The 12,947-nt window shown below is 38.5% G+C and carries 15 protein-coding genes and 3 pseudogenes; 8 read left to right on the plus strand and 10 right to left on the minus strand.

Annotated elements, in window-relative coordinates; genetic code table 11:
• The 4 genes and pseudogenes from G396_RS0107935 to G396_RS12155 form a co-directional block, all read right to left on the minus strand.
• Positions 1 to 231: pseudogene (locus G396_RS0107935) on the minus strand (YjcQ family protein); the annotation flags it as partial.
• A 12-nt stretch (positions 232 to 243) separates the two neighbouring features.
• A complete protein-coding gene (locus G396_RS0107940; RefSeq protein WP_248623922.1) occupies positions 244 to 399 on the minus strand; it encodes a hypothetical protein in 156 nt (51 codons plus the stop codon).
• A gap of 65 nt (positions 400 to 464) precedes the next feature.
• Positions 465 to 1,007 carry a polymorphic toxin type 50 domain-containing protein gene (locus tag G396_RS0107945; protein WP_428829644.1) on the minus strand — a complete coding sequence of 181 codons (543 nt, stop codon included), beginning with the start codon at positions 1,005 to 1,007 and terminating at the stop codon, positions 465 to 467.
• Positions 996 to 1,115: pseudogene (locus G396_RS12155) on the minus strand (hypothetical protein); the annotation flags it as partial. The pseudogene G396_RS12155 and the gene G396_RS0107945, both read right to left, overlap by 12 nt.
• 64 nt (positions 1,116 to 1,179) lie before the next feature.
• Here G396_RS12155 and G396_RS10560 point away from each other — a divergent pair.
• Positions 1,180 to 1,956: a site-specific integrase gene (locus G396_RS10560; protein ID WP_162139971.1), complete on the plus strand. Its 777-nt coding sequence runs from the start codon at positions 1,180 to 1,182 to the stop codon at positions 1,954 to 1,956.
• A gap of 71 nt (positions 1,957 to 2,027) precedes the next feature.
• Here G396_RS10560 and gloA read toward each other — a convergent pair whose 3' ends face one another.
• The 3 genes from gloA to G396_RS0107965 all read right to left on the minus strand — a co-directional run bounded on the left by gloA (position 2,028) and on the right by G396_RS0107965 (position 3,185).
• Positions 2,028 to 2,408 carry a lactoylglutathione lyase gene (gloA, locus tag G396_RS0107955; RefSeq protein WP_006418639.1) on the minus strand — a complete coding sequence of 127 codons (381 nt, stop codon included), beginning with the start codon at positions 2,406 to 2,408 and terminating at the stop codon, positions 2,028 to 2,030.
• A gap of 83 nt (positions 2,409 to 2,491) precedes the next feature.
• Positions 2,492 to 2,872, minus strand: a complete 381-nt coding sequence (locus G396_RS0107960; protein ID WP_006418662.1) for a cytidine deaminase — start codon at positions 2,870 to 2,872, stop codon at positions 2,492 to 2,494.
• Positions 2,873 to 2,894: 22 nt separating this feature from the next.
• The gene (locus G396_RS0107965; protein WP_028125641.1) at positions 2,895 to 3,185 is read right to left on the minus strand and encodes a hypothetical protein; all 291 of its coding nucleotides are present in this window, start codon (positions 3,183 to 3,185) and stop codon (positions 2,895 to 2,897) included.
• A 160-nt stretch (positions 3,186 to 3,345) separates the two neighbouring features.
• Between G396_RS0107965 and G396_RS0107970 the strand changes: the two genes are divergently transcribed.
• The 4 genes from G396_RS0107970 to G396_RS0107985 all read left to right on the plus strand — a co-directional run bounded on the left by G396_RS0107970 (position 3,346) and on the right by G396_RS0107985 (position 5,109).
• Positions 3,346 to 3,576, plus strand: coding sequence for a hypothetical protein (locus G396_RS0107970; RefSeq protein WP_028125642.1), 231 nt, complete (start codon positions 3,346 to 3,348; stop codon positions 3,574 to 3,576).
• 64 nt (positions 3,577 to 3,640) lie between these two features.
• Positions 3,641 to 3,772, plus strand: a complete 132-nt coding sequence (locus tag G396_RS11975; RefSeq protein WP_282705436.1) for a hypothetical protein — start codon at positions 3,641 to 3,643, stop codon at positions 3,770 to 3,772.
• 173 nt (positions 3,773 to 3,945) lie between these two features.
• Positions 3,946 to 4,788, plus strand: coding sequence for a DUF368 domain-containing protein (locus G396_RS0107980; protein ID WP_006418712.1), 843 nt, complete (start codon positions 3,946 to 3,948; stop codon positions 4,786 to 4,788).
• 111 nt (positions 4,789 to 4,899) lie between these two features.
• Positions 4,900 to 5,109 (plus strand): DUF6199 family natural product biosynthesis protein, encoded by a 210-nt coding sequence (locus G396_RS0107985; RefSeq protein WP_028125643.1) that lies wholly within the window; start codon positions 4,900 to 4,902, stop codon positions 5,107 to 5,109.
• 67 nt (positions 5,110 to 5,176) lie between these two features.
• Here G396_RS0107985 and G396_RS0107990 read toward each other — a convergent pair whose 3' ends face one another.
• The 3 genes and pseudogenes from G396_RS0107990 to glmS form a co-directional block, all read right to left on the minus strand.
• A complete protein-coding gene (locus G396_RS0107990; protein ID WP_028125644.1) occupies positions 5,177 to 6,100 on the minus strand; it encodes an aldo/keto reductase in 924 nt (307 codons plus the stop codon).
• 102 nt (positions 6,101 to 6,202) lie between these two features.
• Positions 6,203 to 7,540, minus strand: a pseudogene (locus G396_RS10565) (C1 family peptidase).
• Between the two features lie 470 nt (positions 7,541 to 8,010).
• Positions 8,011 to 9,807, minus strand: coding sequence for a glutamine--fructose-6-phosphate transaminase (isomerizing) (gene glmS / locus G396_RS0108000; RefSeq protein WP_028125645.1), 1,797 nt, complete (start codon positions 9,805 to 9,807; stop codon positions 8,011 to 8,013).
• A 373-nt stretch (positions 9,808 to 10,180) separates the two neighbouring features.
• Between glmS and G396_RS0108005 the strand changes: the two genes are divergently transcribed.
• The 3 genes from G396_RS0108005 to G396_RS0108015 form a co-directional block, all read left to right on the plus strand.
• Complete coding sequence (locus tag G396_RS0108005) at positions 10,181 to 10,969, plus strand: DUF92 domain-containing protein (RefSeq protein ID WP_028125646.1); 789 nt, start codon at positions 10,181 to 10,183, stop codon at positions 10,967 to 10,969.
• Between the two features lie 132 nt (positions 10,970 to 11,101).
• Positions 11,102 to 12,589 (plus strand): DUF1846 domain-containing protein, encoded by a 1,488-nt coding sequence (locus G396_RS0108010; protein ID WP_028125647.1) that lies wholly within the window; start codon positions 11,102 to 11,104, stop codon positions 12,587 to 12,589.
• 168 nt (positions 12,590 to 12,757) lie between these two features.
• Positions 12,758 to 12,947, plus strand: a 190-nt coding sequence (locus tag G396_RS0108015) for a transposase (RefSeq protein WP_028125648.1), incomplete at its 3' end; no start/stop codon positions are given.

Consider the following 12,947-nt stretch of genomic DNA (forward strand, 5'->3'; position numbering starts at 1 on the left):
TACACTTAAGTCATGAATCTCTTCCAAACCATCATAATCAGATTCTACATATGAACCAGTTAAATATCCATCTTCAAACAAATTTCTATATATATCCATTAAATACGGAAGATTAATCCCCAATTTTGCTGGCGTGAGGTCATTTTGATTGATTGATTCTCCTGCTTTCATTTTCTGATAAAAATAATTTAGTAGCTTAAATACAACCACAAAATAATCATCGTTTGCCATGGGGCACGCCTCCTATAAGAATTCCACTCGCTCAACTCTATCTTCAGTAATCAATCGACCTACTGTCGTATCGCCGTCAACATCCAAGATAAATCCGTCACCTTCATCATTGTCTTCAATTGGGTCAAATCCCAGGAAAACCCCAGTTTCTATACTTCCATCACGCATATAGAGCTTTATAATTTTTTCTCTATTCTCCCATGTATCAAAGTTTGCAGCTTTCACCATTACATTCACCTCTTTTTAGCATTTGGAACACCATGTATCCCACCTTTGCTTTGATGCATTTTTATTTGATTAGAATTAATATTTTGCCCACTCGGCAGAATGTGAACACCGTTAATACCATCAGTATTAATAAATTGATACTTTTGATATATCTTCTTCATATCCATATTTTTCAGCATATAATTATAGAGTTTTCTTTCAGTTATATCTTTAAAATAACTTTGTCCATTATTCCTGTTGTTATACTCTTCAGTACCATAAATATGTTCTTTTTGCTTAAACTCTTTTAATTTTAACCGATTACCAAGCTCTTCATTATTCAACATAACCTCTTTAATTCTATTTAGATCATGTGAAGTTAAATCCTTAAACTGATCTTCAGTTATCTTTTCAGTCAACTTATCGTTAAAGCTATTATACCGCTCTTTGAAATCAGCTTCCATCCACTTTCTGGTACTTGCAATCGATTCAATATCTTTGAATAACTTCTCCCGTTCCTTCAAACGAACCAAGAAATCGTTTTTATTAAGATGGTCTTTCATGGCCATTTCTAAAGTTTTACCTTTTAGCTTATATTTATCGATTAACTCTCGGTCACCTAACTCTTTAGCCATATGCAACCGCTCTTTATTCTGACTAATTTGACGTTCTAAGGCCCGTTGCTTCTTCTATAACAGACACGTTAAAAATACACCAGAGAGCGAGTATTTGCTAACTAAAATGACACTTGTTGACTTCCAACGTTTAGTTGACGGAGTTCAAATTGATAAAGGTCTCACTAAACTAACAAAAATAAATTTTAAAGCTTTCCTTAATAGTGTTCTTGATTATGTTGATTACACCTATCATAACCAAAATAATATCCGTCTTGATAAAATTAAGCTAAAGCAAGGTAAACCATCTGATAGAATTAAATACCTTGAACCGGAAGAAATACAGCCATTCTTAAACTCAATCTATGCTAATCTGAATGAAACCTATGCCATGGCTTTGGAAGTGCAGTTGTTGACCGGAATGCGTATCGGCGAGGTAAGAGCTCTCACGGAATTAGATTGGTTGATAAATGATACTGGTCCAAACCAAATTCGCACCAATAAATCGATTGAACGAAGGACAAATCGTGTATCGGTGGTAAAGAATAAATTCTTTAATCGGACAATTGAAAGTTCCGACCGCATCGATGACATATTCCGCCAACGGATTCAAACAAATCATTTATTGTTTGGTGACGATGCTAGTTTCATCTTTACTAGTAAATTAAACGGACCAATCACCTATACATACTTAGCTAGTACACTCCCTGACATTAATCCGCATTATTCAACCCACATGTTGCGCCACACCCATATATCACTCCTGGCACAGAATGGAGTCAGTTTAAAGTACACCATGAATCGTGTGGGTCATTCAGACCCTAAAACAACTCTAAAAATATACACCCACGTTTCAGATACGTTAAAACAAAAAGAAGCAGAAAAGTTAAACAACTTGTTTTAAGTTGCCTCTTTTCTGCCCCTTATTTAATTAAATGATTTGCTAACCCCTTGAAGTCATTGACTTAATAAGGTTTATTTATTCGCCATTACTTCTAAACGGTACCCATCTGGATCAGTGATAAAGAAGTAAGAATTACTTGAACCGGATAATGATTTTAATTCAGTGGTCTTGTATTCAGATGCTTTGGCTTTTTCATAGACCGCTTCTAAATCATCCACACCTAAAGCCAAGTGAGAGAAACCATTTCCAATTTCGTATGGATCCGCATCATAATTATAAGTCAATTCAATTTCAAAAGGACTACCTGGTACCACTAAATAAACTAAAGTGAACTTATCTTCTGGATAATCTTTTTCCCGTGAAATTTCGAAATCAAATAAATCCATATAAAACTTCTTACTTGCTTCTAAGTCATGGACGCGAATACATGCATGTAATAATGTTTGTGCCATAAATAATTCCTCCTAATTTTATCTTATCCTTATTATAACAAAGACCTGAGTACCTGGCACTTGATATGCTTATTATGAAAAAATTACATATCTAATTTTTCAAAAGCATAAGGAACTAATCCACTTACTGAGGTTTCATGGATACTTTGATCATGCCGGGTTAAATAGACGGGTGTATCAGGTTCACAGAATTCTACCATGACTTGACGGCAAATGGCACAAGGTGGTAAATAATCCTCTGTTTCCCCCGCAACTGCAATAGCTTTGATATCGCCCTTTTTATAACCCTGGGAAATAGCCGTAAAGATGGCAGATCGTTCGGCACAATTAGTCGCTCCGAAAGAAACATTTTCTACATTAACCCCAGTAATGACTTTACCATCCTTCATTAAAAGACTGGCTCCTACTGGGAAATGCGAATAAGGGACATAGGCATTCTTTAAGACGTCACGCGCATCATTCATGAGTGCCTCTACAGAATCTCCATTAATCTTGTGATGTTGACACATGAGTGTCACCTCCAAAATAAGTATTTAATTCATCAATAGTAAACAAGAAATCAGTTTCAGATACTTGGAGTGCTGGCACCCCGACTTGGCCTAAGTTCTTACGAGCTTGGAAGGCAGCCTCATGGTCGCAATGGTTTAAGAAAGATTTTAAATTTGGAATTGATTCATTAATATTGAAGGCTTGATAATCTACTTGTAGCTCTTTTAATTTTTCTACAAATGCCGGTGTATCTGGACACACATCTGAATAATAAAGTTGAAAGGCCATACAATCGCTCCTTTATCTATTTTGTGAGTAAGTTTAATATACCATAATATTGATACTAAATGGATAATTTTTGAAGTAATCACTTATTTCTACCTTTTTAGTATAGTTTAGTTTCGCTAGCTATACTACTTTCATCAACTAAGAAATTGGTGAATTACTTATGAAAAAAATACAACTTAAACAAGTGTCAAAATATATCGTCTATACTAGCTTAGCCCTTAACCTAAGTCTAATCCCCGTCCTCATTGAATTCTCACCTGTCTCTGTGACTGCCCAAGAAAGTCAGAAACAAAGCACCAGTGAGTCAGACATTCAAACAGCCTTAAGCAAAGTCGATAAGTCCAATGGCTCTAAAATAGTGATGACGATGTCTATTATCAAATTGGATTAACCAATGTGGAAAAGCCCAGTGCGGATAACCAACAAACTTTCAGCCCTCCCATTTTGATGCAACCATGGCCGGGCTCTTAAAAGGAACCGACACAGTTTGGGGGCTAGGTCACACCCAAGCCGAACGGACTGGGACCGCTAGTGATATTTTTATTCAATGGATCAAAGACTCACCAAAAATGAATAAAAAGTTATAAAATCCAACCTAAGGCCCATTACACTTTAATTAAATAGGCGTATACTCTTTCTAACTTACGTTTGTCAACAAGCGAATTCTTTGCTTATCATATTGATTTTACTTAAGCTAGAAATAACTTTGATTATATTAATTTTTAGAAAAATCTCATTACCGTATTTTTAGGAGGTCTCTATGGCTGAAATTAATCTTAACCAATCCCAAGAATCCTGGTGGTTCCGGGTCGTCAAGGGCATGTTTGTCGGTTCTGGCTTTATCATCCCTGGCGTATCAGGTGGAGCCCTTGCTGCTATCTTCGGAATTTACGAACGATTAATCCATTTTTTAGCGGATATCCGCAAAAATTTCAAAAAAAATATTCGCTTCTTTCTTCCAGTTGCTATAGGCGCCCTCCTCAGTATTGTGATCTTGTCTTGGGGTGTGTCCTTCCTCCTAGGAAACTATGAAACAATTATCCTCTGGTTCTTTATTGGGGCCATTCTGGGCACAGCCCCCGCTCTCTGGGAGGAAGCTGGGAAAGAAGGCCGGAATAAATCCGATGTCCTCTTAATGGTTGCAGCCTTTATTGGCGGACTTGCTATCATTGGTCTATCCACCCAACAAATTCAAGGAGCTGTCCCAGCCAATTTTCTCACTTGGACCCTTTGTGGTTTTCTTATTTCCCTAGGCACCCTTATTCCCGGACTCAGCCCGTCCAACTTTATCGTGATAATGGGGCTCTACCAAGCCATGGCTGATGGCTTTAAAACGCTTAATCTCAGTGTAGTCCTCCCAATTCTCTTAGGTATGATTCTGACCCTAGCCCTCTTATCCAAAGTCATCAAGGCCATTTTCGTGAAACACTATACCAAATTCTTCCACTTTGTGGTTGGAATTGTTGCTGCCTCTACCCTCTTAATTGTTCCTACCAACTATTCTGGTTTCGGTTGGCTTCAATATGGTCTTTGCCTTTTAATGCTCATTCTAGGAATTGGAATAGGTGCTTGGATGGCTAAATTAGAAGCAAAATATAAATAATTTTTTGTTGATTCTCATCTTAAAATAATGGATCTCACTTTAAAAATTTCTTGACATTTTATACAATTAGCATAAGATATAAAACAGATTTCAATAAAGGAGGTCCTTTAAATGCTCCATTGGTTAGGTACCATCGTCGCCATTATAATGTTAGTTTATGGTGGCTATTTAATAATATTCCCCAAACATGGCTGGAACCATTTTGAAGGAAAAAGTTTCAAAGGACGGGAAGCCAAACGTCCAGAGCTTGCTTCAACTATCTTTACCGGTATTGGCTTTATCATAGTGGCTTTAGTTATTCTTTTCAAAATTCATTTCTAATTTTAACTATTAAAAAAGCATGGGCTTGGCAAAATCCAAGTCCATGCTTTTTTATTTTTTTCTAAGCCTATGGCAAGGGTCTACCCCCAGCTCGATAGATTTCATACCAGTCTTTCCGGCTTAAGTCTACATTTAGTCCCTCAGCACTATGTCTAATTCGTTCGGGTGTCATGGTTCCTACAATCGGTTGCATCTTGGCAGGATGACGAAGAATCCAAGCCATAACCATCCCTTCAAATGAAACTTGGTATTGGTCTGCTTTTTCCTGGATTTCCTTGGTTAATTCTTGGTAATCAGGATGTTTCATAAAGAGTCCTTGTTCTAAATCAACCTGGAAAGGAGACCAGGTTTGGATGGTAATTTGATGAAGCCGACAATATTCTAAAATATCTGCGGTCCGGTTGCTTCCAAGGTCATTTGGCATATTAAAATTGAAGCCCGCATCGAGCATCAAGGTATGGGCTGGTCCAAATTGTAATTGATTAAAAACTAGGGGGATCTCAGTCGCTGCTTGTAATAATTTCATTTGGCCCACACTTTGGTTGGACACCCCAAAATAACGAACTTTACCGGAATCCTTTAAAGTTTGGAAGGCTTCAGCAACTTCCTCAGGTTCCATCAAGCTATCGGGGCGGTGCAATAATAAGGCATCTAAATAGTCTGTCTCAAGACGTCTAAGGATACCATCGACCGATTTAAGAATATAGTCTTTAGAAAAATCAAACATGCCTTCTTTAGGCCGGATGCCAACTTTAGATTGAAGATAAATTTGTTCTCGGTCACAATTAGTTTGTTTGAAGGCTTGAGCAAAACGTTCTTCTGATTGGCCCCTGCCGTAAATATCAGCATGGTCAAAGTAATTAATACCTACCGCTAATGCGGCCTCAATCACTGCCTGAGCTTCCGCTACCGATTTACCTGCCATCCGCATACAACCTAAGGCTAAGCGTGACGTTTGAATATCTGTTCCTGGATAATGATAGTTTTCCATAATACTCTTCTTTCTATACTAAAAAAATAGTGTACACCCTTTATTTTAAGAGTCTACACTATTTTTTACAAGAATTTATAGAGCGTTTGCGCTAAGTCAAGTTTACTTGACCATAGCTAAGGCCCCCATTGGATCCCAAGGTTCTAATTCAATCACATCTTCATTGAGAGCTTTTAGATAGTCTGGACTGACAAATTCACTTGGTACCGCGATTTGATAAGTGAATTCATCCATCCAAGCATCGGACATAGAGAAGATACCTTTGTCTCCGACTTTTTCACCCCAAGAATTTTCAACTTTCCAGTTAATCGCATTGCCATCGGCATCAAGATCGACTCCGACTAATACCATGGCGTGAGTTAATAGCGATTGACCATAGTCTAACCGACCAGCCTTGTCTAAGTGATCATAGCCACCAATTACTTGGTCATAATTATAGATATCTAAGTCCATAATTCCTTTTTGACGTTCCGATAATTTACCCACATCACAACCAAACCAAACTGGATGTCCAGCTTGAATAGCTTTAATGGCAGCACCTTTTAATTCTTCCATTGGCACATTGATATAACGAATTTCCTTGGCTTCTTTAATCGTTCCTAGGTATTTCACAGTATAAGCCTTACCAAAAGGCTTATCTGAAGTTGGAGCATTAATTAGAGAAATGCGGTCATCTAAGTCCCAAGCCACATACTCTTTAAAGAAGTCTTGAGGGGTAATATCTTCAATCCGGTGGAATTTTTTGTCCTTGTCACGGAACTCATATGTAAATGTTTCTGGCACTTGGCCTAAAGCCTTAGTTAAGACATTATAGACATAAGCTAACATATCTTCTTTAAGAGCTTCAAGGTCTGCTTTACTTTGGCCTGCTTGGTGGGCGTCACGAAGGGTCTTAGCGAATTCGCGGAGTTTACCCGTTAAAAGAGAAACTAAAACGTTGGTATTTGAAGAATGGAAGGTTTCTGGCATCACTGCTTTTGGTACCGCACCATATTTCTTTAAGATACCCGCAAACATATCCCATTGGCCACCATCTTGTAATGGCGCCATTAATAAATGTTGGACTAAACGACCTGATAGAGATTCATCTACAGTTTCAATAATTGAATCTAAGAAATAATTGGCTTTTTCAAGCTTATCCCAGAACAAGGTATAGTTTTGTGAAAATTCAAAAGTTTCTAGATTTAATTTAGCCATGGTATCTACCCGGGCAGTATTTAAAGCCGCAAACATCCAGCAACGACCAGACGATTTTTGGTTGGTAATTTTGCCTCGTTCGGTTTCGTCAGAAAATACAAATGAATGTTTCTTAATCGTTTCGTTATTTAAAGCCGCATCATTAATTCCCACCTTTGCCACAGCCCCAGCTAGGGCAGTATTGACAGGGTCAGCTTGGTATTGTTTAGCTAACTTTTAAAGGAGTACTTTATCGATTGTCATAGAATCTTCCTCTCATAGTTTTTTAATATACCCCCTATCATACTCCTTTAAAGAAAAAGTACAAGGGTTTTTAAGAAAAAATTAGGCTAGCCTTAATTTGATAAAAAGAAATAAGAGACTAATACTAAATACAAACACAGTACTATTAAAATAGCAAGCAAAATTGTTGCGATGAGCCGCGGGCCCCTGGTCTTAAACTGATCATAAAAAAGATCTAATACGGAAAGAACCGCAGTTTCAAATAGGATTAAAATAGGTAAACTGACTAACCATATCGCTAAATTCGGATAAAGAAAGTAAAATACTAAGCCAAGGCTGACCCAAACTAATATGGATAAGAATAAATTGGTAAATATCGTGCGCATATATTTCCTTTCAGGATTCTATTTTTCTTAACGCTATATTAAAACAAAAAAACCATCAAATCTATGAGGAAATGATGGTTTTATAAACAATTGAATAATTTAGGCCTATTCGACGGTCACACTCTTGGCCAAGTTCCGTGGCTTATCCACATCCAAGCCGCGACCCAAAGCGGTATAGTAGGCAATTAATTGAGTGACTACAACAGTTGCTAATGGAGATAATTCAGCTTGAATAGACGGTACCACAAATTGATCTCCTTCTTTAGCTAAGTCTTGGGTGGCAATGACCATAGCATTAGCGCCCCGCGCCTTAACCTCTTCTACATTTCCCCGGGTATGGCTTGCCGTTGTAGGATCAGACACAACGGCAATGACCGGCGTTCCTGATTCCACCAAGGCAATGGTACCATGTTTCAATTCACCGGAAGCAAAGGCTTCGGTTTGCACATAAGAAATTTCTTTCAATTTGAGGGCGGCTTCCATGCTGACATAGTAGTCTAGATGACGGCCAATATAGAAGGCATTGCGGGTTGCCATTAAGTTGGCATCAACCCAAGCTTTAATGGTGTCCTTTTCTGACAAAATACTTTCCATAGCGGTCGCAATGATCGATAACTCATGGCCCATATCAAAACCATAGTCATGATTAGATAGGACATCCGCTAAAATTGCCATAACCGTAATTTGAGCAGTATAGGCTTTGGTTGAAGCCACGGCAATTTCAGGTCCAGCATGCAATAATAAGGTGTAGCTTGCTTCCCGGGATAAGGTTGACCCCTTCACATTAGTAATTGTTAAGGATGGATAACCTTTTTCATTCACTTTGACTAAGGCTTGACGACTGTCTGCTGTTTCGCCCGATTGGGTCAAGAAGATAAAGAAGGGTTTGTCACCTAATAAAGGTTGATGATAAGCAAATTCTGAAGCCGTATGAACCATGGTAGGTATACCAACCATGCTTTCAAATAAGGTCTTACCAACCCAGCCGGCATGGGCAGAGGTTCCACAAGCTACAATATGAAGGTTGCTAGCTTGCTGCATAGCTGCGATTAAGTCTGCCGGCACTTCAAATTGACCTTGATCATTTTTATAGGTTTGAATCAAGCGGCGTATCACTGCCGGTTGTTCATCGATCTCTTTAATCATATAGTAAGGATAAGCACCCTTATCCAAATCATTGGCATCAATTTCAGCTTTAAACGGTGCCCGGTCCACTTGCTTACCATCTTGGTCTTCAATAATCACCTTGTCTTGGGTTACAATCACCACTTCTTTATCTTTAATTTCAAGATAATCATGAGTTAATTGGATGGTAGCCATAGCATCTGAAGCAACCACATTAAAATCTTGCCCCAAACCAACTAACATTGGGCTCTTATTCTTAGCCGTATATAAGGTTTCAGGATCTGCTTCATCAATTAAAGCAAACGCATAAGAACCTTCAATCCGTTTTAAAGCTTTATGGAAGGCTTCTATGGTTGATAAACCTTCTTGAGCATATTTAGCAATTAAAGCCACCACAACTTCGGTGTCGGTTTGAGTTTTGAATTGAACCCCAGCTAGATCTTCTTCTTTAATTTCTTTAAAGTTTTCAATCACACCATTATGAACCAAAGCATAGCGGTTATCTTGGGAAAGATGGGGATGAGCATTCGTTACATTCGCTTCCCCATGAGTTGCCCAACGCGTATGGCCGATGCCTACTTTAGCAGGTTTATCAAAATCAACGGCTTCGCGTAATTCCTTAATCCGACCAGCTTGTTTGACTAAATAACCATCATTTGGATCATTTAATACAAAAATTCCAGCTGAATCATAACCACGGTATTCTAACTTTTGTAAGCCTTCGACTAGGGTTTCTTGGACACTACCTTGACCAATAAATCCGACAATTCCACACATAATTTAGTTCCTCTTTTCACGATAATAGTTTATCGCTTCTAGGTGCTTAAACGAGTCTCTGTTATAAGCTCACACTTACTTTTTTCACTCATCCTAAGGGTCGCACAACCCTGAGCCATCCGCCGAATCTTTCGATAAGCTCAATCCTCGTCACCTTTTTATTATCAAAGGCCTGGCGCTATCCCAATTTTTATACTCCTTTAAAAAATTTTCTAAAAGCTTATTTATTTTATTATAATTTAATAGGCTTGTCAAAAAGACAGGTAATGGCAAAAAGGATATACAAGTAACTTTTCTCATTAAAGAGAGACTTGTTTATTTGACATAATTAAGGCAAGATAAGGACAGTAAAATTCAGAAAGAAGGTAGCTTAATGTTAGCAATCTTAATTAATTTAGTTTTAAGTATCGGAGCCTATCTTAATCGGAAATTAACCGGTTTGGGTGCCATAACGGCTTCGATTGTGGGCTATCTTTATGTTCTTTTTGGGGGTTGGCCCGCTTGGTTTCTTCTTATTTTCTTTTTTGGAGCTTCCATCATAATTAGCTTAGTAAAGAAAACCCTAGCCTTAAATCACGATGATAATAGCCTGACCCAAACTGAAGTCAGTAAGGGCCGGTCTGCCAAACAAGTCTTAGCTAATTCTATCCTAGGTTTAGGCTGTTTAGCTGGTTATTATTATCAAGGCAACCCACTCTGGTGGGTCTTAATGGCCGCTTCGATTGCTAATTCTTCAGCAGATACTTGGGCCTCAGAAATTGGAATTTTAAGTTCTAAGTCGCCATTATACCTAGTCGGTGGCCAAGAAGTGGCTCCCGGTTTATCAGGAGGTGTTTCGATCCTTGGTAACCTGGCAAGTTTAGGTGGAGCCTTTTATATTGCTAGCTTAGCTGGTCTTTTAACCAATTTCGGCATTTCTTTTTCAGCCTTTCTTTTAATTTTTCTATCAGGCTGCCTTTGTTCTATCATTGACTCTCTAATGGGACAATTCTTACAAGCAATTTACCAGGATGACCAGACTCAAGTCCTCTATGAAAGTCCCGGGCCTGACCGCCACTTAATCCGAGGCTATCCTTGGATGACTAATAACTTGGTCAATCTATTATCAAATTTATTAGTACTAGGGCTGGACTTCTTACTCATGTTTACTTTTTTTAACTAGAAAAGTAACATTTCCCAACTAAAGAAATTTCTCTTTAATTCTTTAGGATATAACTTGATTTTTAAAAATTACTTGCCGTATAATTATGGCTTGAATGATGTTTATTGGCAGAAATTTTAGGAGGTAAATTCGATGAAAAAAGGTTTCGACAGTGAAAAATATCTAGAGTTACAAAGTCGTTATATTCTTGAACGCGTCAACCAATTTGATAAATTATACCTTGAATTCGGAGGCAAACTCATTGGTGACTTCCACGCCATGCGGGTGCTACCTGGTTTTGACCCCGATGGCAAAGTTAAATTACTTTATAAACTAAAAGAACAAGCCGAAATCATTATCTGTGTCTATGCAGGTGACATCGAACAAAACAAGGTTCGGGGAGATTTCGGCATTACTTATGACCGGGATGTCCTTCGTTTAATCGATGATCTCCGTCATTGGGACCTACAAATTAATTCTGTCTTAATTACCCGGTTTACAGGTCAACCCTCAGCGGTCCAGTTTAAAAATAAACTTGAACGCCGTGGACTTAAGGTCTATACCCATGGCCATACCGAAGGCTATCCAATGGACGTAGATACGATTGTCTCAGAACAAGGGTACGGGCAAAACACCTACATCGAAACAACTAAACCACTGGTGGTGGTCACAGCACCAGGGGCTAATTCTGGTAAACTAGCAACCTGCCTCAGCCAACTTTATCATGAAACTAAATTAGGCCGTCGTGCCGGCTACGCCAAATTTGAAACCTTCCCCGTTTGGAATTTACCTTTGAAGCATCCCGTCAATGTGGCCTATGAATCAGCAACCGCTGACTTAGAAGATGTTAATATGATTGACCCCTTCCATTTGGAAACCTATGGTAAATACACCGTCAACTATAACCGTGACATCGAGGCTTTCCCACTCCTTAAACGAATTTTGACAAAGATTAATCAAGACCAAGCCACTTCTTACCAATCCCCAACTGATATGGGTGTCAACCAAGTTGGCTTTGCCATCACTGATGATGCAGTGGTCCAAGAAGCAGCTAAGCAAGAAATTATTCGCCGTTATTATACCCTTCAAGCTGACTACAAACGAGGCATTGGTAGCTTAGAAGCGACACAACGGGGCAAATATATCATGGATGAAATGGGATTGTCAGGTAAAAACCGACCGTGTGTAGCTGCAGCCCTGGCCAAATCTGAGCAAGAAAATTTACCTGTTGTTGCGATTGAATTAGCCGATGGTAGACTTATCACTGGTAAGCAAAGCAAGGTGATGACAGCTGCGGCTGCCTGTCTTTTGAATGCTACCAAACTATTAGCCAATATTTCAGATAAAATGCATCTATTACCCCCTATCATCTTAGAAACCATTGACAAACTCAATCAAGATGTCTTAAACCACCGCCATCAATCCTTAGATTGTAAGGAAATTCTAATTGCCCTAAGTATCTCAGCCGTCACAAATCCTTCAGCTGATGCGGCCTGTCAACAACTTAACCATCTCCGTAATTTACAAGCCCATTCAACCGTGATTTTATCGCATTCAGACGAAGAAACCTTCCGCTCTCTCGGCATTATGGTTACCTCTGAAGCCGAATTCCAATCCCAAAACCTTTATTACGGAGCCTAATTCAAAATTATCATCAAAAAAGAGGCTGGGCAAAAAGTCCAGTCCATAAAAAGACAAGGCCATTATCGCAATCGTGATAATGACCTTTTTTTATTATTTTAGTAAACATGAAAGCACTCACATGATATAATGTAAATAAGCACAAATACATTTAAAGGAGTGGCTTTCATGTATAAACATTATAACACATCTGATTGTTCTTTAGTATTAAATTTAGATTTTGATATCGCTAAAAATCACGATGCCCGTTTCATTAGCTTATTCGTTGATTCAATCCCTGATAGTGAATTTCCTAAACCTACTTCCACAGGGCGTCCAGGCCATCATCCTCGGATGATGTTAAAAATGATTCTCTTCG

The sequence above is a fragment of the Eremococcus coleocola DSM 15696 genome, assembly GCF_000428865.1.
Lineage (GTDB): Bacteria > Bacillota > Bacilli > Lactobacillales > Aerococcaceae > Eremococcus > Eremococcus coleocola.